Annotated in this window: 23 protein-coding genes and 1 pseudogene; 23 read left to right on the top strand and 1 reads right to left on the bottom strand. The window is 45.7% G+C overall.

Annotated elements, in window-relative coordinates; genetic code table 11:
* The first annotated feature begins 271 nt into the window (after positions 1–271).
* The 10 genes from SBI19_RS24730 to SBI19_RS24685 all read left to right on the top strand — a co-directional run bounded on the left by SBI19_RS24730 (position 272) and on the right by SBI19_RS24685 (position 10,408).
* On the top strand, positions 272–562 hold the full coding sequence (locus SBI19_RS24730) for a YerC/YecD family TrpR-related protein (RefSeq protein WP_110046527.1): 291 nt from the start codon (positions 272–274) through the stop codon (positions 560–562).
* A 3-nt stretch (positions 563–565) separates the two neighbouring features.
* Complete coding sequence (locus SBI19_RS24725) at positions 566–1,396, top strand: sirohydrochlorin chelatase (protein ID WP_317972197.1); 831 nt, start codon at positions 566–568, stop codon at positions 1,394–1,396.
* Positions 1,397–1,399: 3 nt separating this feature from the next.
* Positions 1,400–2,323 carry a diacylglycerol kinase gene (locus SBI19_RS24720; RefSeq protein ID WP_317972196.1) on the top strand — a complete coding sequence of 308 codons (924 nt, stop codon included), beginning with the start codon at positions 1,400–1,402 and terminating at the stop codon, positions 2,321–2,323.
* 446 nt (positions 2,324–2,769) lie between these two features.
* The gene (gene rlmD / locus SBI19_RS24715) at positions 2,770–4,332 is read left to right on the top strand and encodes a 23S rRNA (uracil(1939)-C(5))-methyltransferase RlmD (protein WP_317972212.1); all 1,563 of its coding nucleotides are present in this window, start codon (positions 2,770–2,772) and stop codon (positions 4,330–4,332) included.
* 97 nt (positions 4,333–4,429) lie between these two features.
* On the top strand, positions 4,430–5,041 hold the full coding sequence (locus SBI19_RS24710; RefSeq protein ID WP_317972195.1) for a hypothetical protein: 612 nt from the start codon (positions 4,430–4,432) through the stop codon (positions 5,039–5,041).
* On the top strand, positions 5,010–6,617 hold the full coding sequence (locus SBI19_RS24705; RefSeq protein WP_317972194.1) for a hypothetical protein: 1,608 nt from the start codon (positions 5,010–5,012) through the stop codon (positions 6,615–6,617). The genes SBI19_RS24710 and SBI19_RS24705 overlap by 32 nt, the downstream gene beginning before the upstream one ends.
* A 59-nt stretch (positions 6,618–6,676) precedes the next feature.
* Positions 6,677–7,378 carry a CPCC family cysteine-rich protein gene (locus tag SBI19_RS24700; protein ID WP_317972193.1) on the top strand — a complete coding sequence of 234 codons (702 nt, stop codon included), beginning with the start codon at positions 6,677–6,679 and terminating at the stop codon, positions 7,376–7,378.
* A gap of 462 nt (positions 7,379–7,840) precedes the next feature.
* Positions 7,841–8,746, top strand: a complete 906-nt coding sequence (locus SBI19_RS24695; RefSeq protein ID WP_317972192.1) for an ANTAR domain-containing protein — start codon at positions 7,841–7,843, stop codon at positions 8,744–8,746.
* A gap of 16 nt (positions 8,747–8,762) precedes the next feature.
* Positions 8,763–8,930 (top strand): hypothetical protein, encoded by a 168-nt coding sequence (locus SBI19_RS24690; RefSeq protein ID WP_317972191.1) that lies wholly within the window; start codon positions 8,763–8,765, stop codon positions 8,928–8,930.
* A complete protein-coding gene (locus SBI19_RS24685; RefSeq protein ID WP_317972190.1) occupies positions 8,927–10,408 on the top strand; it encodes a recombinase family protein in 1,482 nt (493 codons plus the stop codon). Before SBI19_RS24690 ends, SBI19_RS24685 begins: the two co-directional genes overlap by 4 nt.
* An 816-nt stretch (positions 10,409–11,224) precedes the next feature.
* Here SBI19_RS24685 and SBI19_RS24680 read toward each other — a convergent pair.
* Positions 11,225–11,446, bottom strand: coding sequence for a hypothetical protein (locus tag SBI19_RS24680; RefSeq protein WP_317972189.1), 222 nt, complete (start codon positions 11,444–11,446; stop codon positions 11,225–11,227).
* 795 nt (positions 11,447–12,241) lie between these two features.
* On the opposite strand from SBI19_RS24680, the gene SBI19_RS24675 reads away from it, so the two are divergent.
* From SBI19_RS24675 to SBI19_RS24615, 13 genes and pseudogenes are all read left to right on the top strand, one after another.
* Positions 12,242–13,561, top strand: a complete 1,320-nt coding sequence (locus SBI19_RS24675) for a PP2C family protein-serine/threonine phosphatase (RefSeq protein WP_317972188.1) — start codon at positions 12,242–12,244, stop codon at positions 13,559–13,561.
* Positions 13,540–14,952, top strand: coding sequence for a vWA domain-containing protein (locus SBI19_RS24670; protein ID WP_317972187.1), 1,413 nt, complete (start codon positions 13,540–13,542; stop codon positions 14,950–14,952). Before SBI19_RS24675 ends, SBI19_RS24670 begins: the two co-directional genes overlap by 22 nt.
* Before the next feature lie 25 nt (positions 14,953–14,977).
* The gene (locus SBI19_RS24665; protein WP_317972186.1) at positions 14,978–15,826 is read left to right on the top strand and encodes an FHA domain-containing protein; all 849 of its coding nucleotides are present in this window, start codon (positions 14,978–14,980) and stop codon (positions 15,824–15,826) included.
* Positions 15,820–16,926, top strand: a complete 1,107-nt coding sequence (locus tag SBI19_RS24660; protein ID WP_317972185.1) for a serine/threonine protein kinase — start codon at positions 15,820–15,822, stop codon at positions 16,924–16,926. Before SBI19_RS24665 ends, SBI19_RS24660 begins: the two co-directional genes overlap by 7 nt.
* Positions 16,926–17,861: an NYN domain-containing protein gene (locus tag SBI19_RS24655; protein WP_317972184.1), complete on the top strand. Its 936-nt coding sequence runs from the start codon at positions 16,926–16,928 to the stop codon at positions 17,859–17,861. The genes SBI19_RS24660 and SBI19_RS24655 overlap by 1 nt, the downstream gene beginning before the upstream one ends.
* A gap of 17 nt (positions 17,862–17,878) precedes the next feature.
* Positions 17,879–19,537 (top strand): CFI-box-CTERM domain-containing protein, encoded by a 1,659-nt coding sequence (locus SBI19_RS24650; RefSeq protein WP_317972183.1) that lies wholly within the window; start codon positions 17,879–17,881, stop codon positions 19,535–19,537.
* The gene (locus tag SBI19_RS24645; RefSeq protein WP_317972182.1) at positions 19,537–20,937 is read left to right on the top strand and encodes a hypothetical protein; all 1,401 of its coding nucleotides are present in this window, start codon (positions 19,537–19,539) and stop codon (positions 20,935–20,937) included. The genes SBI19_RS24650 and SBI19_RS24645 overlap by 1 nt, the downstream gene beginning before the upstream one ends.
* Positions 20,938–21,007: 70 nt before the next feature.
* The gene (locus SBI19_RS24640) at positions 21,008–21,448 is read left to right on the top strand and encodes a hypothetical protein (RefSeq protein ID WP_317972181.1); all 441 of its coding nucleotides are present in this window, start codon (positions 21,008–21,010) and stop codon (positions 21,446–21,448) included.
* 191 nt (positions 21,449–21,639) lie between these two features.
* On the top strand, positions 21,640–22,473 hold the full coding sequence (locus SBI19_RS24635; protein WP_317972180.1) for a hypothetical protein: 834 nt from the start codon (positions 21,640–21,642) through the stop codon (positions 22,471–22,473).
* Positions 22,474–22,558: 85 nt separating this feature from the next.
* On the top strand, positions 22,559–23,881 hold the full coding sequence (locus tag SBI19_RS24630) for a type IV secretory system conjugative DNA transfer family protein (protein WP_317972179.1): 1,323 nt from the start codon (positions 22,559–22,561) through the stop codon (positions 23,879–23,881).
* A gap of 15 nt (positions 23,882–23,896) precedes the next feature.
* Entirely contained in the window at positions 23,897–24,490 is a 594-nt protein-coding gene (locus tag SBI19_RS24625; protein ID WP_317972178.1) for a hypothetical protein, read from the top strand.
* Positions 24,487–25,044 (top strand): hypothetical protein, encoded by a 558-nt coding sequence (locus SBI19_RS24620; protein WP_317972177.1) that lies wholly within the window; start codon positions 24,487–24,489, stop codon positions 25,042–25,044. The genes SBI19_RS24625 and SBI19_RS24620 overlap by 4 nt, the downstream gene beginning before the upstream one ends.
* 7 nt (positions 25,045–25,051) lie before the next feature.
* Positions 25,052–26,127, top strand: a pseudogene (locus SBI19_RS24615) (hypothetical protein); the annotation flags it as partial.

Genomic DNA, 26,127 nt, shown 5'->3' with positions numbered 1-26,127 from the left:
ATTTATTTGTAGAGGTCGTTCGAAAAGACTGCTTTTGACCACATAAGAATCAATAAGTTTTCGAGTCCCTCGAAAGAACAGATTCTTATTGGCGATAAAACCTACCTCTAAACGCGGTCGCTCATCTTCGAAAGGCCTCGATAAAGGTTTTCTCACCACGAAGCTAGGTCCTTCCGTCCGTTAAAGCGTGAATGCGTTAGCGCTTGATTATGTGTAACGTACGCTTTACAATTGAGTAGATTAGTTCTCATACCTTATAGGGGTGACGCACATGCAGCTGAAGAAGCTGAACGATAAAGCGATTGACCAGCTGTTCGAGGCGGTTCTTACGCTGAAGACAGTAGAGGAATGCTATATATTCTTTGATGATTTGTGCACGGTGAACGAGATTCAATCGTTGTCGCAGCGGCTCGAAGTGGCACGTATGCTGGGCAAAGGCCAGACCTATAGCCAGATCGAAGCGGAGACGGGTGCGAGCACGGCGACGATCTCGCGGGTGAAGCGCTGCTTGAATTACGGCAACGACGGGTACAAAATGACGCTGGAGCGTCTGGGGCGCTAACGTATGAAGCCAGGCATTCTTATTATCAGTCACGGCTCGCGGCTCGCTGAATGGGTAAGGCTCGTCGACGAATCGGCGCAAGAGGCGGCCGACGCGGTTGCTCATCAGCTTGCTGCAGAGGGCAGCAACTTGAAGTCGGAGGTCTCGAGCGAAGTGTTGTTCGAAGCTTCGTATCTCGAGCTTGTAGAAGGCAGACTCATTCAAGATGGTGTGGATCGGTTGGCCGCCGCTGGCGTTACCGACCTTTTCGTGCTTCCTTTATTTATTTCCTCGGGCAGCACGCACGTGGAAGATATCTCGCAGTCGTTCGGGTTCCCGCGTGCTATACCTGACTATGAAGGCGACATGGAACCCTTCCATGTGCCGGACGGCATTCGGGTAACGATGGGCGCGCCGATCGACGCGGATGAAGAGATCGCACAGCGGCTGTGGAGCAATCTGCAGGAGCTGTCGGACAACCCGTCCAAGGAATCGCTGCTGCTGATTGCGCACGGCAATGATCTACCGGCGTTCTATGAACGGTATGAGCACGGCATGCGTATGCTGGCAGAACAGGTGCGTGCACTAGGCGGGCTTGCTCGCGCGCGGACTGCGATGCTGCTGCCGAATGAGGCGGCAGATGTGCTCGCTGCAATGCTCGAAGAGCAGCCGCAGGAGACGGTGCTGGTGGCGCCTCTGTTCCTCAGCAGTGGATATTTTACGAAGACAGTTATTCCGTCAAGGCTGACGGGGCACAACTATCGGTATAACGGCAAAGCGCTGCTGCCTGACTCTGCAGTGGCACGTTGGATGGTCCGGCAGTCACTTGGTTGGCTGCGCGGGTTGGAGGTGTAAGGCATGTCTTACGGTAATATTAAAAGGGCAAGATTAATCTATAACCCGACCTCCGGGCGGGAAGAAATCAAGCGGCGTCTGCCAGATCTGCTGCAGCGTCTGGAGCGCGGCGGTATCGAGACGAGCACGCATGCGACGTCAGGTGCAGGCGATGCAACGCTCGCGGCAGCGGATGCTGCTGAACGCGGCTACGATCTCATCATTGCAGCGGGCGGTGACGGCACGCTGTATGAAGTGATCAACGGGCTGGCGGATAAGCCGAACCGGCCTCCGCTGGGCATTTTGCCACTGGGGACGACTAATGACTTCGCGCGAGCACTGGGTATCCCACGAAACTGGGAGTATGCGTGCGATCTCATTATTGAAGGCTATTCGCGCCCGATCGACGTCGGCGTGGCGAATAACCGTTACTTCATTAATATTGCGGGCGGCGGTTCCCTGACGGAGCTGACCTATGAGGTGCCGAGCAAGCTGAAGACGATGATCGGCCAGCTCGCCTATTATATGAAGGGTCTGGAGAAAATGACCCGGCTTCGCCCGACCGAGCTGCGCATTCAAGCGCGCGGTCACGAAGAGATTCACGAGGAGATCATGCTGTTCCTCATCTGCAACAGCAACTCCGTCGCAGGCTTCGAGAAGCTGGCGCCGGAGGCGAGCTTCGATGACGGGCTGTTCGACGTTGTTATTTTGCGCAAATGCAACCTGCCAGAATTTATCCGCATCGCCACGATGGCGCTGCGCGGGGAGCATCTGAACGATCCGCATGTGGTGCACCTGCGGACGGATCATCTGCAAGTGACGACGGCGGATTATGTGCAGCTTAACCTCGATGGTGAATACGGCGGCACGCTGCCGTGCACGTTCTCGCTGCTGCCGAGCCACTTGAATATTTTTGTCGATGAGTCGGGGACTTCGACTTATCGGTAAGAATGTATAGGGTGAGGGGCAAACCGAGAGTAATTGCGATGCTAAGCATCCGAGAACAATTGGGAATGCCTAATCGGCGCATGTTGAGGTACAATGGAATATGGCGTGTTAGTGTAATATCGCTATCCTGCCGCGCGGTGACCGCTGATGCGGTTGTGCGGAGGATGGCGGTTTTTGTATATATGCACCCTACTCGGGTGAGATGATGCTAGTAGAGCGGAGTGTTGAAACGGATGACGAAGAAGGGCAGGCCGTCTGCGGCGGCAGGGAATAAGAGGTTTGGAGGCTCGGCTGGCGGAGCAGGCGGACGAGGCCGGAGCACGGAAGCGGGAAAGGGCTTCGGCGGACGGAGCCAGAGTGCGGAGACTGGTAGGGGATTCGAGAGAAGCGAAGGTCGCCGTGATGGTCGTAACGGTGGACGCAATGGCGGGCGTAATGGAGAACGGATGTCAGCGGCGGCGGTTGTCGATGCTCCAGTATCGAAGAATGAAGAGTACGTCGTCGACATTATTGGCCTGACGCATGATGGCGAAGGCGTTGGCCGTGCGAACGGGTTCACGCTGTTCGTGCATGGCGCACTGCCAGGTGAGAAAGCTCGCGTGCTCGTGATGAAAGTGAAGAAGCAGTACGGCTACGCCAAGCTGCTCGAGCTCATCGAGACAAGCCCCGACCGCGTCGGCGCACCTTGCGAGATCTACAAGCAATGCGGCGGCTGCCAGCTGCAGCATATGAGCTACGAAGCACAGCTGCGCTGGAAGCGGCAGCATGTCGTGGACAATCTCGTGCGGATCGGCAAGCTGCATGTGGAAGGCGAAGCTGCGAAGCCGCGTGTGAAGGAGTTTGATGCGCAGGCTGTTGGGGATGAGATTGGTGGAAGTGAAGCGAGTGGAAGTGCGCTAAGTGCGAGTGCTGAGGCTCAGGTTGGTGGTCAGGTTCAAGTGACTAGTCAGGTTCACTCCGTTGTCGTTCACCCGACTGTAGGTATGGACGAGCCTTGGCGCTACCGGAACAAAGCGCAGGTGCCGATCGGCATGGCCATTGCCGATATTGAGGATGGCGCCGCAGGCGGACTAATCGGAGGCTTCTATGCACAGGGCAGCCATCGCATCATTGATATGGATGCGTGCCTGATCCAGCATGAGCGCAACGACGAAGTCGTGCGTCATATTAAGCGCATCGGTACGGAGCTTGGCATCACGGCCTACGAAGAAGAGAGCGGCCGCGGCCTGCTTCGCCATGTTGTCGTTCGGACAGGTTTCGTCACAGGCGAGTTGATGGTCGTCCTCGTCACGAACGGAACGCATATCCCGAACAAGGACCAATGGGTCGCGGGCATTCGTACCGCGCTACCAGAAGTGAACAGCATCGTGCAGAACGTTAATACGCGCGACACGAACGTGATCTTCGGCGATGAGACCCGCACACTTTGGGGCAGCGACGTTATTTATGATGAACTCGACGGCATTCGTTTCGCGATCTCTGCTCGCTCGTTCTACCAGGTCAATCCGGCACAGACAGTTGCACTCTATCGGAAAGCGATTGATTACGCAGGGCTGACGGGCAAAGAGACGGTGATCGACGCTTACTGCGGTATCGGGACGATCTCGTTGTTCCTCGCTCGTCAGGCTGGTCGCGTATATGGTGTTGAGATTGTGCCAGAAGCTATCGAAGATGCGAAGCGGAATGCGGAGCTGAACGGGATTGAGAACGCAGACTTCGAGGCAGGGCCATCTGAAGTCGTTATTCCGCGCTGGCGCGAGGAAGGGATTGCGGCTGACGTTATCGTTGTCGATCCACCGCGCAAGGGTTGTGATCCAGCGCTGCTGGATACGATCATCCGTATGAAGCCGGAGCGGGTTGTGTATGTGTCGTGTAATCCATCTACACTGGCACGGGATCTGAGAGTACTCGAGGATGGTGGGTACAAGACGGTGGAAGTGACGCCGGTGGATATGTTCCCGCATACGGTGCATGTGGAGTGTTGTTCACTACTGGTAAGAATCGATTGAATAGATGCATCGGTGTTTTAGCTCCTCTAATGAGGGGCTATTTTTCTTGTAGGAAGAAAATGTATAATGGTATTAATTTATATTGGGTGGTGCAGTTATGGAAAAACCAAATTTAAAACACGAAGCAAAGATTATTACCGCACTTCCTGAATATGAAGATGCTTTTATAAATTACTTCCAAGATACCACTAGGTCATTCATGTCGTTAAAGAATGAACTATTGTCCGGAATAGGGACAGTTAGTCATGAAGGGCCTGCTCGTATGCGGACAAGTACTGATGAAGTTATGTTAGACAAAGAACCTGCAAAAATTGAAATGAAGTTTAATATACCATTTGATGTGATTTTGAGGACTGATGTTGAGGCTTTGATGACAAGTATTGATGAAGCATCCGACTCCGGAATCGAATCGCTCGTCCCTCAAATTTTTCAATTTATTGGGGAAGTATGTGATGCTAGCGGTCAGGTGGTAGATGGTAGAGGGCAACCCTTCTCATTCGACTTGTTCTTAGAATTGTTGGAGAAAATAGAGATTACTTTTAATGATGATGGTAGTCCGAACATGCCTACGCTGTTCATACATCCCAACATGCGGAAGGTTCTTGAAGATAACCCACCGAGCGAAGAGCAACAAAAACAAATGGAAGAGCTAATTTCACGGAAGAGGGATGATTTCTTTGCTAAGAAACGTACTCGTAAGTTATATTGAAACATTGAACGAAAGGCAATTTGACATCCCCCTTCTTTGCATCTTGTTGAAGAACGGTTTCCATGACATTCATTTCACTCATGGTGCTTTCGAGTTCGGAAAGGATTTTATAGCGAAAAAAATAGAAGGTGAAAAGACAGTTCAATATGTATTTCAATCAAAAGGTGGAAACATCGGACTTGCTGATTGGGGTCAAATTAGATGGCAAATCGAAGAGGCACGAATTAACCCTCTCTCTCATCCTTCATTTGATGAAGAGTTAGAAAGAGAAATCATTCTTATTACAACGGGTAGACTCGTTGGTGGGGCTACCGTATCTGCGCAACAATACAATGATAGATGTAAATCTGAAGGAAAAATAGGGTTTAAAGTATGGGATATCGACACTTTAATAGAGATGATGGTTAATGGTGGAATTAGTCCTTTAGGGCTGATTGAAGAAACACCGGATTTATTACAAATGCTGTCCAAACTAAAGAAAGACGAGTCGAATTTTAAGGAATTAGAGCAATATTCTCGAAGATGGATAGATAAATGTTTATCTAAGGATAAACGTTCCTTTCTCGGAGTAATTTTAGAGTGTACACTATTCACTCATGAGTTAATAAATACAAATAGGTTAGCTCTGGCAACATACGTCAGTCTTTTGCCAGTACGAGCAATGGTACATGCGTTGCATGATATCGGGTCTATACCAAAGTGGTCAAAAGATTGTTTAAGACTGGCAGAGGACCATTTTATGGTTAATGCAATTAGATTTATCGAGCCAATCAGACAATCCTATAGAGAGAAGGAGTCAGTTTTCTATCAACATACTAGGGGAGTTTTATCCTTCATAGCTTATCCGGTAATATGTTCACAACTAATGGAGGTTTTAGGTCTTCTTGGTTTACTTCAAATTAAACGACAAGAGGTATCACTAGCAGAGGAAACAGCAGACATACTAGAAACCTTAATAAACAACAATTCCGGTTTTCTTTCTCCAATTTCCGATAAATATGCAGTTTCAATAGTTTCTTCCTCTTTACTTTTAAGAGCGTTTAATCGGATAGATACGTGTACTCTGCTTATTAGAAAAGTTGCAGTATGGATTTGTAATAGATATGAATTGTCAGAAGCGGGGTTAGCAAGCCCTTATTCCAACGAAGAAGAAGAAATCAAAACCTTGTTAGGATATGCGTATGATTTTATTGATTTGCCAAGAAGACGGGAATCATACGTAGCAACAATAGTGATTGACCTATCAGCACTCTATGAGTTGAAACATTTGTATGAAGATGTAGTAAATGATATTCATGCTGTCGCTGCTTATCCATGTAATGTGGAGGTAAAAAACACTTTGGGACAATATGTAATAGATGGTGATGCAATTTATACCTCGGTTGTTAGGTTTAAAGATAAGCTGACAATAGGGGAAAACTGGAGAGTCGGAAATCGCCAAGAGGAATCAAATGAATCGTTCTGTTATGAAAACTCCCTATGGTGGGAGTTAATATCTACTTCCTCTGTAGTGAGAGATAGACATTTTATAAATGATTTAAGAAAGATTGTAACGAGAGAGTTAACTATAAGTTAATTCTCTGATATTAACACTGTCTGTGATGGCAAGATTGATAAAAGAAAGGTCAATGCTACATGAACCGATTTAATTGTCCCTGCTGTGGATATCCCACACTAGAAGAAAGACGGGGTTGGGAGATTTGTTGTTTATGTGATTGGGAGGATGACGGTCAAGATGACCCTCATGCAGATGAAGTTTGGGGCGGTCCTAATGCAGATTACTCTTTAATGGAGGCAAGGAATAATTTTAAAAAGAATTACACAATGTACAGAGATAAAAGGAACATTCTACGACAGTCAGAAAAAGAAATATTAACTAAGAAGGCCCTGATTATTGAATTTGATAAGTTGAAAACTATTAGCAATGATTCTGTTAAACAAATATGGAATGAGATTGTTTCTCTTGAAAATGTATTAGCAAATATTGTCCACGAAAGTACAGAACGATACAGTAATAACATAGAGAGAAATCAAGAAACAATAAACCTAATTAATTCCGAAGACCCTGATACAATCGTAAAGGGCTTGCTTTCCCTAGCATTAAATGCAGATGATGGAGAGTTTGTACAAGACCTTATGGTCCGATATAGTCAGCACAAAAACGAAAATATAAGAGGAATAGCAATTTTATGTTTTGGTCATATTGCTAGAATACACAGAGCGGTTAATAAGGAACTAATTATTCCACTTATTAATGATGCTTTGAATGATGAAAGTAAGTTTGTTAGAGGGCATGCTCATTCAGCTTTAGATGATATAAATATGTTTTGTAACTAATTACGCTTCAGAGACTATCTCTGAGGCGTTTTTATTTGGAGGGGGTGGGTGTCGATTAAACACAAATTCGCATCATTAGCCTGTGTAACCATTATCGACCCAGTATTATTTTTTCTGAAATTCTTGTGCGTACAATAATGCTCTAAAATTATAACCTATTCCTTTAAGTGACGGTACTTGAGAGAACTGTAAAATGGTTAGTTACCATCATTAAACGGTGTAATTAGCCTACCTTCGCTTTCTCACGTTTTTGTGAAATTAAAATAAAAATGCACTAATCGCAACACAATGCATAGTCGCCACGATAGATACGGTGAGAAGGTTACGAAGTGCATCGCAACTAATCGCATGCATATCACGACCACTCTTAGTGTAAGGACCAATTGGCTGTGCACACCAATCGAGTTCCTGTAACACCTTAAATTACTAACAAAATTTTGATTTTACAGGGAGAGATTTGTTGTGTTTGATACAGTTCGATTAAAAGCTGAGAGTATTGTTATAGAGTCTATCGTTCTTGAATCACTTGAAGCAAAAGTAACTACGTATCTTGATAAGAATACGGGAGTCTTTACGGATGTCTATACCTTCGCTTGTAATAAGATTCCATTTGTGAAATATAACTCCACTACCTTAGTCCTTGAAATAGAATTATCTATTCCTAAATTCCTATTCGATGAAAATATAACCCTTCTAACAACGAAGGATATCGATGCTTTCTTTACATTATTATCCCATCAGTTACGCAATGTATTACGAGTTGATATTGACCGAAGTGAGTGGAAAGTAAAGCGGATTGATGTTTGTTGGAACTTTAGTGTCGGAAGTAAGGTTACGGATTATCTCTTTCAACTTTCTCTAATGAAATATCCGAGAAGAGATACCGTCACTTATAACCAAACAGAAACGGTCATTTGGCAGAACAATAGCGGCAGAATCATGTTTTATGACAAGGAGAAAGAACGGCGAAGAAAAGATGCAACAACGAGTGTAATTGAGCAGGCGAAAGGTATCTTGAGAATGGAGGTTTCCCCTTCCGAACACGAAATGAGAGAATACTCGATGGACAAGCGTGCAAAACATTTGCTTACTAAGGAGTTCTTTGTCTTTATAACTCGAAAAATCAGTCCGCACCTTGTATTTAGTGGAACTCAAGAACTAACTATTGAATGGCTTGAATCACTGAAAAGTGTGCAAGTAGCTGAAACGCTAATTGGTTTTACCTCACTGGGTAAAACATTTGGGTATGCAACGATGAAACGACTATACAATCAGGGAACATTCAGTAATCGTATGAAATTACTTGAGACGAGCCCTCAAGCTACTATACTAAGTCCACTTGAAATTAGCTATTCGGCTATAAACTAATCTAGGAGGGGCTACTATGACAGCTATCAGAATCTTTGCAGAAGAAGGTAAGTCCTTCTTAGATTTGTTTCTACCGTTGATTGATTCCGAAATTGAAAGGGTATTAGAAGAACTTAACGAAAACGAGTATAATGAAGATGCTGACACCGATGCATCTTGTGATAAAGGAGGGATTTTATCATGAGATGTGCAGTATATATTCGTGTTTCTACAGATAAAGAAGAACAAAAGAAAAGCCTTGATAATCAACAATCCCTCTTCTTTAATTTTATTGAGGAAAAAGGGTGGGAGTTATACGGAATCTATCAAGATGTTGAAAGTGGAACTACTGACAAACGTCCGAATTTGCAAAGACTCATAGAGGACGCAAAACAACGGAAGTTTGATGTCATTCTAGCCAAAGAATTATCTCGTTTGGCTCGCAACGGAAAGCTATCATACGAGATAAAAGATATGGCAGAAAGAAGTGGCACTCATATCATAACACTTGATAATGCCGTTAACACTATCGAAGGCAACCGTAGTATGTTTGGGCTTTATGCATGGATGTATGAGCAAGAGTCACAGAGAACAAGTGAGCGGATTAAAGCTGTATTACGCACTCAGGCTCAAAAAGGCAAGTTTAAGGGTTCTATTCCTCCTTACGGTTACACTGTGGAGGAAGGGAAACTATTCATCAGAAATGATGGAACGCCTGACGTAGTAAGACGGGTGTATCGGCTTTACTTGGAGGGAAAAGGCTTTGATTCAATCGCTAGAACCTTGACCAAAGAAGGCTTTCCTACTCCTTCTCAAGTTGCTGATAAAGTAAATGCAGGGCTTTACTGGCAAGGAACAACTATCAAGAAAATCCTAATTAACCCTCATTATACTGGTGACCTCGTTCTTTGTTGGGAAACAACGCTTAGTGTAACGAATAAGGTGCGTACTGAGGTTGCTAAAGATGCTCAAGTAATTATTCCCAATGCTCATGCTCCTATTGTCTCCCGTGAAGACTTTGAAGCTGTACAGAGGCACATGGAAAGTCGTAAGAAGAAACGGCCTAAATGCAAAAAGCATCTCTTTACTAATATTGCTTACTGTGCAGATTGTGGTCAGAGCCTTTGGTATTTGAAGAACCGAAAAGGTTATGTGTGTGGAACTCATCTCAAACATGGCAAACATGTATGCGGACAGCACACCATAAAGGAAGAGGTTCTAAAGTCTATCATCCTTGAAGATATCCGTACATGGACGGAAGCCTTGAATCAAAGGGACGTGTTGGAGCGGGTTGAGGCAAAGGCAACAACATCAAGGAAACAGCTTACTAAGCAATTAGATGCAGTAGATAAACAGCTTCAGAAGCTAAACGATGAGCGGAGAGCATTAATCAGACTCTTAGCATCAGATAAAATTACTGAGGCTGAGTATAAGGATGTTACTGATGACATTAACAGCAGCATCGAACAACTTCAATTGAAGAAGTCTACACTATCTAACATGGCTCAGACCAAAGGATTGGACGTTATGGTCGCTCGGATGAAGGAAGAACTGCAAAGGTTCATGAAATTAAAGGACCTTACTTCCGATTTGCTTCATAGGTTGGTTGAAAGAATCGAAGTTACAGCAGATGGGATACCGCAAATCCGTTACAGATTTGCCCTTCCCTCTGCTTTTCTTTAAGCCATAAATTCAGTGACCGACACTCAAGTCATGTGGAGTGCGTGGTGTGGATGAAAAGGGAGTAATACAGACGTAAAAAAGCCTTTATTATAGAGAGATTTGTGATGTAATACAGATTATAGAAAGTGAAAAATCTGTATCATATCGGCGCTGTTGATGTGAATTTGATGTGAAAAGTGGTGTAATGAGATATTAAACATTACAATTTAGCATCAAAAGAAATCTTTGTTGTATACTAATAACCCGCTGACCATTACGGCCAGCGGGTTATTTTTTATGCAACTACTATCTGCCATTTTTGATTCGTACATAGCGGGTTATTTCATCATCCACCACTTCTTCCGTAAAACTCTTCAATGTTCTTCATCCGTCTCCATTTGTGTGATGGGTTACTTTGTCTTCTTCTTGAACTCGAGTATCTGGTCAAATTTGTCAGCTGCAGCTTGATTGGCTGTTCTGAGAGCATGACCGATTTGGTAAACACCGAAGAAGATGTAGGATTAAGAGCCAGGAAACGAAGGGATACCTTCGAGTAGAGGTCTCTAAACCACCTCGGTATTCTAAAAAGACTGATCAAGGACTGCTTGAAATAGCAGCTTCGCTTGCACATACATATCCGTTAAAGAGTCGCTGCCTTGTCAGATAGCGCAGACTCATCATGAATTGTCCCCGTTTTTTGTATGGCTCCAACTCTTCTTTGTAGAACAATTCCCCTAGTTGGTATGCGTCAGCAATATCCGTTTGATATTGCATAAATTAGTTTTTTAGCCTGATGTGAGAATCAAGGGATTAATGAAGATATACAAGTATTGATGCTCATCTAGAAACAGGGCTGTGATAGTGGCCGGTTGCTTCTAATACTACTGCCGGACGTAGTCCAGTAAAGGATTCGAGATCCTGCACATAGTTTGGGAAAGACGCCAGCCCCTCGAGGTTATGCTCAAATCGAAAGATCTTTCCGTGCGTAATTCCTCGATCATTAAATGTTTGAGCATGACTTTCTCCTATAGAAACATCCAGACCGATGACAGGACTCATGTAACTACTCCTTTTTATATTTTATCCAGTAACCCCTAACTTTCTTGTCGTCTACATTATCTCATGTGATTCGGGGGCGAGCCCCAACTAGCCTAAGCATGGTTAAACAAGTAGGGGGGACGAACAGAATAGCTCTCGGGATCCGAGTCCTACTGGCATGAAGGCTCAATCCCTGGCTACCACAATCTTACAAAAAAAGGAGGTCGACCAGAAAGATCTGGTGACCTCATAATACGACCGGGCAGGATAGTTTAAGATTAGTCGCGTGCCTTTGACATTAAAATCTTTAGCATATATTTAAGTATTTTAACACTCTATATTTTTAAGTTCTGGTATTATTGTTGTATACATACAATTTCCTATTTAGGTCTAAATGGCTACGAAAGGAGGGTTTTGAATATGGCCCAAGTACTATGTCAGCATTGTGGAGAAGTAGGGGGAGATGAGGAATTCTGCGAATTTTGCGGAAGACTGATTGGTGGGACTACAGATGAGTGGATTACATATCAGAATAAATGGAAAGAAGCATCACTAGATTGCGATATTGTTACTGCATCATACCATCCATACTCAAATAGCAAGGTGCAGCCTTCCGCTGATATTGAGCCTCCGCTTTATATAAAGGAGATTGAGCAGCGTTATATTTGTTATTTTCCGAAAGGGAAGAAGTCGCTTCAATCCTTTTTGGAAGAGCAGGAGCAGCTATCCTTTGGTCTCGTACACCAGATCGTAGTAAGAGTCGGAAGCATTATTCAATCGATTCATGCCGACGGAAATGTGTTGGGAAGAATGGATTTGTCGGACTTTTGGATGGATGGCAATCAGGTCAACTCGTTGGTCTACCGTTTGACAAGGCCGCTATATATATCTGAAGAAGTGGTTAGGGATGCCGAATCATTCGAATATATTGCACCTGAGGTTCTACATGGAGAGCCGGTCACGAAGGCTTCGGATGTAATGCTGCTGGGGATGCTGTTCGTATCGCTACTTCAAGGGCGCATACGCGGAATATCGAATTTATCGGAGCTTCGGTATACCGCACATCAGCTGCTGCAGATGAAATCTCAAATTCCTGTTAGTTTACATACCTGGGCAGGTAAATCGACGAATATTTCTCCGGCCGGACGTTATTCAAGTGTAGCGGATCAAATGAATGACTACCATGGCAGACTGGAATCCTTCTGGGGGGCGTCGGATTATCCGAATGTTATTTATAACATACAAGCCATAACAGACGATGGTGTTCAGAAGAGAGCGCGTGCGAAAGATCCTGATGATGTCAATCAAGATCGGTATATCCTTCTGCAGGATAAAGGGAAAGCACTTGTAGTCGTAGCGGATGGCATTACCACAGCGAAATATGGACGAGGGTCGCTTGCAGCGCAATATATAATCGATGTTGCAAGAAATCTGTGGCAGGAAAACAGCGCAGAACTATCGGGAAAGAAAGAGGTGGAAAGCTTTCTAACCGAGTTTATTCGACAGGCGAACGAAATGATTGTGCAGCATACAGATACGCTAGTTCCAGAGGACGTGAGGGCAGCACCTTCCGAGTTGATGGGAAGCACGTGTACGGCTGCGCTAGTGATTGGAAATACGGCATATACCATTTCGATCGGGGATAGCAGAATCTATCAATGGTCGCCGCAGTACGGTCTCCAGCTTCTGCATGCCGATCAGAATATAATCAATGACAGTTTATCCAAGGGGATAGAATGGTCCGAGGTGTACGATTCGGAGGATGAATCGAGTCTAATTGCATACTTGGGAATGGCGGATTCGTCTGAAAAGCCGCTAAAACCAAGAAGCATCGATTTTACGATGAACGAGGTAAAGCTGGATATAGGGGATATGCTGTTTCTTTGCTCCGATGGAGTAACGGACTATCTATATCCGATCGGGCATCAGAACGATGTATGGAAGGTTGATGAGATCATTGATAACCTTTTGTATGATTTTGCAAAGGAGCAGTCCCCTCTCCAGAATGCCCTCGAGAAAATTGTAGAGCTTGCAAATCTCAATGGCGGTGGAGATAACATTACAGCGGTTATTTTGCAACTTGAAACCTATAAGGCTGCTAAGGAGGAAATTACATGGCAAATGAGCTGGTTTTGAAACCCGAACTGAACACACCGTATTTGTTAAACGATAATAAAGAACGTCAGGTCAAAGTGAAATTAACGATTCACCCGAGTGACGAGATCCGAATGAAGAAAGATAATGTTCCAACCGAATTAGGTACGGATGTTTGTCTTGTATTGGATGTCAGCGGATCCATGAGGGACATCATTGCCGGGGAAGTCGTATCAACGGGGCAAACGGTGATGATTGAGGGACAACTGCGCAACATTGTAACCGGAGGTACTTCCAAACTCGATTGTGCGATTTCGGCGGTTCAGAAGCTGCTGCCCAAATTAAGAGATAATGATACACTTTCGCTCGTTGCTTACGAGGATAACTCCCATATTATCTTCAAGGGCTATAAGAAGAATCAGCAAAAAGAAATGCTTCAAAAATTGGAAGAGTGTCGCCGGTACTCAGGAAATACGAATATTTCAGGTGCCTTGCGAGAAGCTCGCGTACTACTGAAGGATATACCCGGAAGCCGTCCGAAGAAAATTATTTTCTTAACAGACGGAAATCCGGTAGGGGATACAGAGGAAGCTGGTATACACGAAGGTGAAATGCTTGCTGAATATAACATTACCATCGACTGCTTGGGGATCGGTGACGATTTTAACCTGGCTTTTATTAACCGGATCGCGGCCCCGTCGAAAGGGCGCACAAACTTGATTGAAACACCGGAAGATGCGGAACGGATTTTCACAGAGCTGTTCGAGAAAAGCCAGGACGTTCTGGCTACAAATCTGGAGCTGCATTTGAGATTTTCGCCGCAGGTCCGAGTAACGGAGCATTATCGCGGTGTTCCTGAGAATATGTACCTCGGTAAGGTTCGTATGCCGCAAGATGACCGGACGGTTACGTTAAAGCTGGGACAGGTCGAAACGCATCAACGATATGAATATTTCTTCCTCATTACGGTTCCTCCTCAAGAGGGATATAACGGGATGTTCCGCCTTATGCAGGCCGAAGCGACCTACTATCTTCCGGGAATTACTTCCGATAAGGAAATTACCAAAAAGTCGATTGCCGTTGAATTCGGAGATAAATCCCAATTTGCTCAAAGAAGGAACGGAGAGGTCGAAAGTGGCTACTCGCAGGCAGAGATTATGCGCTTGCTGACGGAAGCGGAGGATGCGCTTAAGAAGAGCAAGAATGGTGAGGCAGGTCAGAAATACCAGTTAATTATTGATAAGTACATGTCCCTTGGTATGGTCGAGGAAGCTAAATTGTATCGCGAAATGTTGAGTAAATTCCAGAAAACGGGACAAATCACGCTGAGTGATTTGAATAAGGCACACAGCACCTCAAGTAAAGCGGCGGATAGCGGAGAAATATCGCCATTGCTCGATGAGGAAGATGAGGATTTCATCTTTGGCAGATAACATATAGCGGAAAGAAGGAGTTTAGGTGCGTTTAAAACGTTGTGTAAAACCAGGCTGCGGACGAATTTATAACGAAACGAATCCAGAGTTTCATGATGGCTTCTGCGATTGCGGCGCTGCATTAGTGGACTATGTAGACAATCCGGTGGAAGAAGCGGAACCTAAGAAAGAAAAAGTGTGGGAGACTCTGTACGAGAAAGAGCCCGAAGCTGGACAAAAGGCTGAGGAGCAAGAAGTTGTTGATCAAGAAGACGTATTAGAGGATGAACTAGAAGACTGGCAAGAAGACAATAAAGAAGACGAGCAACAAGGCGGGCAAGAGGACGATCAGGAGGATATTCAGCAGAAACCATCAGAAACCGGCAATTACTCAATCGATAGCGAACCGGAATCAGATCAATCGGTTGCCGATGGTCCGTCCTACATCATCGACAAGGATGGCCGCATAATCTACCGTGGGGATGCAGGTTATAACTCAGCACTGTCCGGTGCAGCCGGCCATACACCGGACGACGTCTACGCCGGCTACGAAGGTGATCGTCTTGAGATTTACTTTGAAGGGAAGATCTACAAGACGGTACCGCTGCAATATGACGAAGTTTTGATCGGGCGGAAAAGCAACGGCGAAGACCCTGAAGTAGACTATACGGACATTGATCCGGAACGTATTACTAGCCGCCGGCACGCCTTAATCATTAGGCAGCAAGGACGTTATATTGTACGGAATATTTCCACGAAGAATACCGTGCAAGTCAATAAACAGCTATTGCTGGAAAGACAAGAGGCTCCGCTCGAACACAATGATCGGATTATTTTAAGCGGAAAATACGGGTTGATCTTTAAAACAGCCAGTGACGGTGAACGCCAGTGGTAGCCAAATGGGTAAAAGAAGAATTAGGACATAACATTTTAAGCTTCAGCAAAGGTACAGATCGATTATTTGCCCCCCACATATTAGGGGGGAGATATGAAATCGATGGTATTCTGTCTTCCTCCGGAGGATTTGGCATTATTTTTACCGCCAAAGACTCGCATCTTCTGGGGCGGAAAGTGCTGGTTAAAGCCCGCAGGTATGACAAGGAGCCGGGATTGTTTTCTTATGCCGATGATTTGAGCCGAAAAGATAAGATTGAGAAGATCCGTAAGCAAATAATGTTTGAATTTAATTGCCTATTGAACTTCAAGCAAAAGGCTGAGTCGCGCATGCCTAACGTAAATGATTTAGTTTATGATTTTTCGCCGTTTATTTATGGCCCGCATAAGGATGTTGACGGCCAGACCTTTACGGTGAATGATCGTGAACTGGCATACAATGAGCCTTATATCATCATGCAGATGATTGATGGAGAAAATCTAGGAGATTTAATCGAGAATGGGATAGATGAGCTGCTCAAGGAGCGCGGGTATGGGCACTATCGCTTCTGGGAATCCGAGGTGCTTCAGTATGCTTTGGAGCTCTGTACGATTTTGGAAGGGTTCCATAGACGTGACCGCGACAAGAAGAACTTATATTTTCTCTATCAAGACTTAAAGCCTGAGAATATTATGCTGACACACGATATGTTTTTGACCTTGATCGATTTTGGTGGCATGACACTCGTGATGGATGACAAACAAGGCAGGTCTTGCAGTAATTGGCAAGGGTTCGGCAGTGCGGGCACGGGCACATGGGGCTTTAAGCCGCCCGAGATGAATCCGGAAATGCGCATGCTGTCAAAGCTGGATCAACGAATTGATATATATACCTTAGGAGCAACGGTGTACCATTTGCTTACTAGCGACAATCCTGCAAAGTTCACTGAAGAATATGGCTCCATACCTTACAAAAACTTGGACAAGTATCCGTTGACGGAAACGACGAAGGTATTGATCAAGAGAGCGACAACAGCCAATCGGGAAGAACGTTATCAAACGATGAATGAAGTAACTCGTCAAATCTACGAGTGCTTCAAGCAAGTAAAGAGGTTTGGATAATGAAATTTCTTATATTAATAGACTATGCTAATTTATTTATCAATATAAAGAACAATACAGAGGCCCGTGCAGTAAGCGAAATTGAACATGAGATCGGGCGTATACTCACAGCACTCAAACAAAATTTATCCAGACCGAGCCAATACAGCAAAAAGGGCATTACGGTAATTCGAACGCAGGCTTTTGTACTCGATGAGCCGGGATTCGGAAGGCCGGAAGACGGCTTGGCGAATTATGGCGTTTCAGTAACACGGGTGAACAGCAAAAAGAAGACCGATGCGATGAAAGCTATGAATCAGAGCCGGGATGATGATGATGAGTTAATGAAAGTCGGACTTGAGGCGGTCCGTAAGGGAGAAGTGGAGGGAGTCCTGGTCGTTTCCAACGACGGCGACTTCTCAAGCTTAGGCGAGAAGATTCAATTTGCGGGACGTCTCTTCTGGGTCGGCGCCTATGAAGGACGTGTTCGTGCTTCAGGACGCCTGAGGAGAATTGCAGATGCGGTTCTTCCGCTTCATGAGTTAGTTAAGGGAGTGGATGAAGGAATAGCGCTTCCGTTGGATGAAAGCACGCAGCGGGAGCAGGTCCAAGAAATCCAGGGTGCGCATCTAAATATTTATTATGCCGGAAAAGTCATTATGCGGTATCCGGTCAAAGATAAGACCATAGAAATTGGAAGAAGAAGCACCAGCCGCTTCCATTACCCACATGTTGATTTAACCGATCACGACACGAACAGAATTGTGTCACGGCAGCATGCCAAACTGCAGTTGTTTGGGAACCGATTACTATTCACTGTTCATGATGAATGCACCAGAGGAACCTGGAGAGATGGAGCTATCGTATATCCATGCGAACAGTTTTTTGTGGATAAAGAGACGAAAATTGTGATTGGAAGCAATCGGGGATTCGGGATTCAATACATACCGGAGTAGCATGGAGGGAGATCAACGTGTTCTTCAAAACAAGCGAGGCACACAAGGAGGGGTTGCCCCTCCAGGCCGTCAATGCTGACTTAAAGAAAAGATGGTCCGTGTTTACGCCTAATAATATGAATCTTAAAACGAAGACAAACTGGAAATGGTTTAACAATGTTCTGATGCGTAAAGGGGAGCGGACAAAGCTCCATCTAGGCTTCGATAACACGGTCGGCCGCCCGGTCATCATTAAAACAGTTTTCTACCGGCCCGAAGACCTGGCAAATCAGCGAGCCATCAAAGAGCGACGCCAGGTATTACTTGAGCAGATTCGAATCTTGAATAAAATCGTATCTCCACTTTTGCCCGAGCCGCTCGATTGGTTTAAAACCCAAAATACAGTTGATAGTCTTCCAGATGAGCTGAGGGACTCAGAGCCCGTCCTGATCTTGGACTTTTTGCCGGGTACTCCGCTATCAAATACAATTAAATCCAAAAAAATGAGATTTTCTTCAAGCCGGGAAGAAGTGGATTTCACAAGGGTTGGCCGCATTGCCATCAAGCTTCTTCAGTTTCTCCGGGTATTGAATGATAATGGATACGCCTTCCTAGACTTCAATCCGGAACATATTTTGCTTCTGAAAAACGATATTCCCCGATTTATCGGGATTGGGAGCATTTGTGACACGACTGGGAAAGGCACGCTAAATGAAAATCACGTTAATTTTTGGCGAACGAGTAAGGGATACTCCGCTCCGGAATTGTTAGATCACCGAAACGATTGGGTGTCGGCAAAGCAAGCAACGTCGGCACAAATTGCTGCCTTTTCACTTGGAGTGATTATTCATCAAATGGTGTATGAGGATACGGCATTCACCAAGGAAATGATTAAAGACGGATCCTTCTTATATCCCAATGGTGTGTCAGAAGAGAAAATTATGAAGGAACCAAAAGGAAAAGAAATCCATGATTTGATCTGTAAGCTTTGCGAGCATGACCCCGGAAAAAGACTAACGGACTTGGAGAAGATTGAAAAAAATCTTCATGATCTGGCTGGGAGCGTTAATGCAAAGTTTAATGCCAAAAAGAAAGAGATGACGTTCAGGTCGGGAACGGGCGAAGCCGCAGCTGGTTTGGAAACTAAGCCGAAGCCAAGGCCTAATCCGGCACCAAGGAATGAGCCCAAACCAGAGCCAAGACCTGTACCGCCAAGGCCTGTACCTCGGCCAACACCTGAACAACCAAGGCCTATACCCCCACGGCCTAATCCACGGCCTGTACCGAAACCGCAGCCTCCTAAAAAGGATGGCTGGTGCTTTATTTCAACGGCTGCCTATGGTTCCGCAACCCATGGAAATCTGGACACTCTGCGATGGTTCCGCGATCATACGTTAAGGCAGGTTTCTTGGGGCCGTGATCTGTTGGCGCATTACGCGAGAACAAGTCCAAAGATCTCGCATTTGTTGCGAGGGATGCCGGTTCGCAAGCATATAGTACGTTTCATTATCGATATGTCCGTGTGGTCTGCACGAAAGGTACGAAAGCAGTCAGAGGAGACTGGAAGCGTATGGGGGCTTTGGTTTAACCTCAGCCTTGCATTATACTTTGCGGCGTTTAGTCTTTCATACCTATTTGTGTTGCCCGAGAAGCTGTTGGGAATTCAAACAACGTCGTCAAGAGGAGAGAACGAATAATGTCGGTTTCGGTTCACTTTTGTTTAGCCAGATTGGAAGATCAAATTACATTAATACCGGCGATCAGTTGGGATGCGGATGAATTGAAGCAGGCTATGGTAGTAATTCGCTCTGCCGACCGCTTGGAAGACTGGTTTGTTCAAATCGGGCTTGATAACGATATACTGTGGAGTTCACGAATGCGTCCCGCTCCGTCCGAAGGGATCATTCATCCTTTTACACATGAAGACGACTCTAAGCTGCTTTACATATCCGAAAAGCTGTTGAATAGAGAAGATCTCGTCATGCAGTCCAATTATTATGATGTGGTAATCATTAGTCAAGATAATCAGATCTTTTCCATACCCTTGCTGGTCGAGTGGGTTGGACCGGAAGAGACCGAACCAATGGATGAATCATCTACGGATGACTACGATGCGGAAGCTCCGCTGGAAAGTATCTTAGGAGATGGTGAAGAGGAAGCGTCACTGCCCGCAACTGTGCAATTTGAAAGCACCGGTGCTGTACAGGAGTCGGCTTACGAAGAATCCATTCAACCGGAATCTGAAACGCAGGCTGAAGTAGATAAGAATGAGGATGAACCAACGACAGATCATGAGAGCCCAGATCATGCCGTGGAGGACAAAGAGGAGGAAGCTGAGCCTTCCTTTAGCAAGGAACGCTTAGGGCAATTCCTGTCTGAAGTGTTCAGCATAGATCAATCTCACATCATTGCGGGCGCCAAAATAGAGCGCTCATTTGCCAGCTTATTCCAAATTGTGGTAGAGAAAGTAGGGAGTTCCTACATTACGGTATTAAATGATGTAATGGTCCGCCCCATGTACTTCATGATTAACGGGGAGTCCATTCATCAATGGGAAGGTGGCGTAACATCCTACTTCGACTGGCTAGAGGGTCAGATTGTCAAAATGCTGAACATCTCGCAAGCAGAGTATGATCAGTGGCAAAAGCTTTACATTGTGGAGGCTGACGAGGAGCCATCACCAGAAGAACTGCCGAGGGTGACAATCATTACTCGTCAGAGTGCACTTCTTAAGCTGCAATCCGTCTATCCGGTTCTTTTTGATGTAACGAATACGGGTGTCAGGGTGCAGCTAACCTTCGTTGAGGAAGATAAACAAATATCCGTTCGTGCTGCTGGCCCGATGGTTTCGGGAGTCCTTCAAGGGTGCTCATATTTAACCGTCACAGCTGAACAGGAAGTAGAGATTGCAATCCGTATCAACGGCATGCTGGAAAACTGGTTCTCCCCTTTTGGAAGGGTTCGCATAATGATGACGGGCTTCGGGGCCATTGAGTCCATTCGGAAACGTTTGACCGGGCAATTCGAGTATGAGGGCTCATATCCGAATACGAACCTGGCCTGGGAACTCGCTTGTCTAACACGTAATTCAAAATAGCGAAGCGCATAAACGCCTCTTCTCCTGCTGGAAAGGGGAGGTTGTTTTATGCACCAAGGGGGAGAAAACATTGAACCGGTACGAAGTTGTCTATATTGATTATTCCACTGAATATAAGACCAGAGAATACCATGCGAATCAACTGAGAGATTGTCTGGATCAATTTAATCGGGACTATAAGCATGAGGTAGATCTTGCTTGTATCCTTGAATATGAAAACGGCCGCTGCAACAAAATCTTTAAATTTAAGCTTTCAAATGACCATTTACAGTATTTCATACAGGAAGCGAAACGGAAATCGAGTGCCACTAACCAGCATGTACAAGTGGTATCGATGAAGCCGGGAAGACGCCGTAAAGAAGAACCACCAGTCAGGCCGCTAGTAAGACCACCGGTGGCTCCAGTAAGGCCGCGAGCAAAACGAGGGAATGAAGGTGGCGGGAAGGGCGGCTGTCTAGGCATCATTATTTTGCTTGCTGCAGGATATGTAGTTTATAGGTTTATACTCTAGCGTATTTCCAGTAAGCCTGTTCTATTGCAGCAAGTAACGGAGAATGTCTTTAGAGAAAATTTATAATATAAAAAATATGGGATCTATTTACACGCTACTCCAAGCATTATAGTATTAGGAATGGTTGTTACTATTTTACTATTCAATAGTAAAAAACAGCTATATTCAAATAACCTAATGGAGGTAACTCAATGAAAATGGTACAAGGAATTGTACTGGCTGATAATGAGGTTGTGATCCGTCAGTATGAAGCCTCCGCTTTGGACGTTCCTAAAGCAGAAGGCTTTGTGATCGTCACGAACAGACGAGTCATCTTTACCGGCAGCTCGCAATCTATTACGGGATCTGGACTCATTATCCGCGACGCCAAGATCGATAGCGTCACGGGCGTCATGGCGGGCTTGATGCGTCACCGCAGCTTCAAATTACTCATTTTTGGCGCGATCCTCGGATTGATTGGTCTTATCATGACCATTAATAATTCATCTATCATTAGTTGGTTGATGCTTGTCGTCGGGGCGATCTGCATATACAATGGCTTGAGGTCGAAAGGTATTCTTATGTACATATCTATTCTAGGTGCTCAAACATCTTCTGCGCTTAGCGTTACCGTCGAGAAGAGCACGCTTTTTTCCCGGGTGAAGGGCAATGATGCGCTCATGACTGTTACCGCTGCCGGTCCTGGACGCAACACTGAACAGATGCTGCGCGAGCTTGGTGCGCTAATTCAGGATGTACAGATCATGGGCGACCATGCGCTGGACAAGTGGCGCAATATCCCGATGACCAGTGGTTCCTTTGAAGCAGTGCCGGTAAGTGAGCAATTCGCGTCTACCATTGATGCGGTGAAGAACACAGTGTCCAAGGTGAAGGATACGACCGTGAATACTGCCCATAAGCAACAACAGTTGAACAATCAGGAAAATAGTACGTTCTCGAATGAACGTAAAAATACGTGTGACTGTGGTTCGACTTACGAAAAGGATGACGTGTTCTGCCCGCAATGCGGAGCAAGAGCAGTTTAATGTAACAACAAATTCGAATGAATGAAGAAAAAAGACGTCCATTGTTCACTCATTGGGCTCTTTTTTTTGCTGAGGAGGCAATATCGTGAGTCTCATTAAGAATCTGGTTATTAACGGGCAGGAGTTGCAAACGTTAAAGACGAACGAAGTGAAGTGGGTGAACGAAACAAATGCCAACTACGGCATTCCAGGTGCCGATCGATCCGGCGTCATGCTGTATCCACAGCTGATGCATCGCCATCTATTATTTGTCGGCGCGATTGGAAGTGGCAAAACGGTGTCCATGGATCACGTCGTTCGGGGGATTCGCGGTGGAGCAACGAAGGACGACGTATTCGTCTTCTTCGATGCGAAGGGCGACTATCTCAAAAAATTTTACCGAGAAGGTGACTATGTACTCACAAACGAAAGCCATAACGTAAATGGACTCGTTAGATGGAATATTTTCCAGGATATACTTGCGACGCCGGTAGAGAAACGGGACGAAGTCATCTGGGAGATAGCCTCTTCTTTGTTCAAAGAAGATATGGAGCGCTCTTCTGCGCCGATCTTTGCGACAGGAGCACGGGATTTGTTCGCTGCCATTTTAAGTGCCAAAGTAAGAGTAATGGAGAAGGAAGGAACGTCGGAGGATCATTCAACATTAATCCAGTGGGTTAAATCAGCGACGGATGCACATATTCGCAACCTGCTGCTGAACCATCAGGACTTAGCATGGGTGCGAAGCTATATCAGCAAGGATAACAACCAGAGCACGAACCAATCTTTCTTAATGCACTTGTACCAGAACTTGTTCGGAGTATTCAATGGTACGTTTCGGGAAGCTGGGAATTTCTCGCTGACGCGAGCGATTCAGGAGCGCAGCGGCAGGGCGATCTTCCTAGAGTACGATATTTCTAGCTCCAATGTGTTGAAGCCGATCTATACGATGATTTTGGATATCGCGATGAAAAATATTTTGGGAACCAAGGAAGAGAACTGCAGAGGCAACGTGTTTTTCGTACTGGACGAGTTTCCATTAATCCCAAAACTAAACTATATGGATAACGCTCTTAACTTTGGGCGTTCCCTCGGGGTACGCATTATCGCCGGCATACAAAATATCGGGCAAGTTAAGCATGTGTATTCGGATGCATTAGCTGACAGTATTCTCGCCGGCTTCGGTACGGTGTTCGCATTCCGGCTGTTCGATGAGCCGAGTCGTAAGTTCATTATCAATCGTCACGGCCGAAATCAAAGAATGATCGCTTATGCTTCCTCGAATGCAAATAAAGGGGTTCAAGAAAGCGTTATCGACGGTAATGTAATTGAGGATTGGAATTTGACAGAGCTCAAGGTCGGTCAGTGCATCGTCTCGCCTTTTAACGGTGAACCATTCCTATTCTATCCGGCTATGATCAAATCTTAACGAGGGGGTACTCAGATGATGGACAAAGACCAATCGTATGTGCGTGTGGGTAGAGGACTGGGAGAGTTCCCGTCCAATGGGTCAGTAAAAGTGTTCGTTGTATCCAATGGCTTCGACGAATTTGAACTGAACGGTTTCGAATATACGATCTGGGGGCAAATGCATCGTTTCGAAACGTTGAATTCGTGGATGACGGCGATTACTGAGAAAATGAGTAAACAATCGAAAGTGGATCTGCCAAAGATCGTTCTACGAATGATCGATAAGAGGTTGATAATGCCGTGGTCGTTCTCCGGTATCGAGGATAGAAATCTAATAACGCTGCAAGTGTCCAGATTCGGCTACGCGCATGGGTTTGCCAATCAAAAGTGGTTGATTTCGGACAGCCGTGCACAAAAAAGCTACGAATTGACGAAGGACCAGTACGACGTATGGAATGCGGCGGCCGGTAGGGTAATGCTGCTTGAGGTCGTAGATTCGTTAATGGATCAACGAGGTATTTCATTGGATGAAGCGTATGCGCTGCTTCTTAAGCATGGCATTGAGCTGCACAAGCTTTCTCTATGGGGATTCGAGTATGTTGACGCAATCGAATCGGGGGTACAATGATGAAGACAATTCTAGTCGGCATAGGTGAAGGGCTGGGCAAGTTCCAGCAGGCGGATGGAAGCTTCGTGTACGGTGTAAAAATTGCTAGAGAACGTATCGTATTGGCCGAGTCTCTCTATAAAGTGTGGCAGGTGGCGAACTTTGCATCGTATGCACTGGAAGAGTTCACGAAGCTTCTGGAATTGGGATTGGATGAGATTAAGGCGTGTGTGAGTACACTCAAGAAGCAGGGGCTTATCATTGATTCGAGCGAGCTTCTCTCGTTGTCCGTTTATACGGATTATGTCGCGATTCCGAAAGGAAGTATTGTTGCAAAAGGGAACGAGGAATTTGAGTTCACCGAGTTCCACAACGCGCCTTCCAATACATTATCGTTAGCAGCGGTAACCGTGTGGCGGATGGCAAACCCGCTTTATTCGCTGAATGTGCTAGTTGACAGGCTGGTTGAAGTGATCGGTTTGCCGAGAGAGAACATTATAAAGATGCTGGCCGAAGCTATTCCTTATTTGATCAGCAATGGTTCTATATCGTTAGACCGAGCACAGCAGGTGTGATTAATCGATGAATATAAAAGCGAGAATTGCAGGCGTGGTGAGGCAGACGATCGATGCCACGCATCAGCTCAAGAGCAGTGTAGCCAATCGAATTCATGATAAAATCGTAGATTTTAAGGTTGGAGGCTCACCCGAGGCATTCAAAGCTAGAACAGAGCATATGAAAGAAGTGATCAACGACCCGAGTAGAATGCCCGAGCATAAGCTGGAAGTAATGAATGATAAAATGGACTTGGCAGCGAAGTTTGCACCGGACGCCATATATCAAGGGGTTAACCACTTTACGAATTTTTCTCCTGCTTTTACTGGGACAACAATTAAAGATGATCTAAAAAATCAATTCAATATAATGTATGGGCAGGCTAAAGAATCTCCGGTTGGTAAATGGTTCCAAAACAACCGTAAGGAGCACTATCGGAAAGAGTGGGAGAAGAAGTCCCCGGAAGAGAAGCAGGCCGAGCTCGACAAATTAAGTAAAGAGATTCAGGAAAGAGAAAAGGTTCAGGATGACTATAATAGGCTTCATCCTGAGAAGATGGATCAGGATAAGGAGTCCGATAAGCTGGATGATGCACTGGACGAGTCCAAGGGCGAAGGGGATTCCTTCACTGAATTCGATGATCTAGAAAGTTTAGAGGAAGAGAATAACGAAAAGGAGGCTGACGCGGAAGAGAAGGAGTCGGAACCTGAGGCTGAGGAGTCAGACGAACCTGAAATCGAACCGGAAAACGAACCGGAGCCGGAACCCGAGTCGGAACCCGAGCCCGAAGATCCGGATGAGCCAGAAAATGAACCGGAGCCGGAACCCGAGCCCGAAGATCCGGACGAACCAGAAAATGAACCGGAGGCGGAATCCGAGCCCGAAGATCCGGACGAGTCAGAAAACGAACCGGGGCCGGAACCCGAGCCCAAAGATCCGGACGAGCCAGAAAACGAACCGGAGCCGGAACCCGAGCCCGAAGATCCGGACGAGCCAGAAAACGAACCGGAGCCGGAAGCCAAGCCCGAAGCACCGGACGAACCGGAACCAGAACCGGAGCCGGAACCGGAACCGGAGCCAGAACCAGAACCAGAACCAGAACC

Origin of the sequence: Paenibacillus sp. CCS19, from assembly GCF_033239625.1 — a bacterium.
Lineage (GTDB): Bacteria > Bacillota > Bacilli > Paenibacillales > Paenibacillaceae > Paenibacillus_T.
Note: the sequence above shows the minus strand (reverse complement) of the source record. Positions and strands in the feature narration are given on the sequence as shown.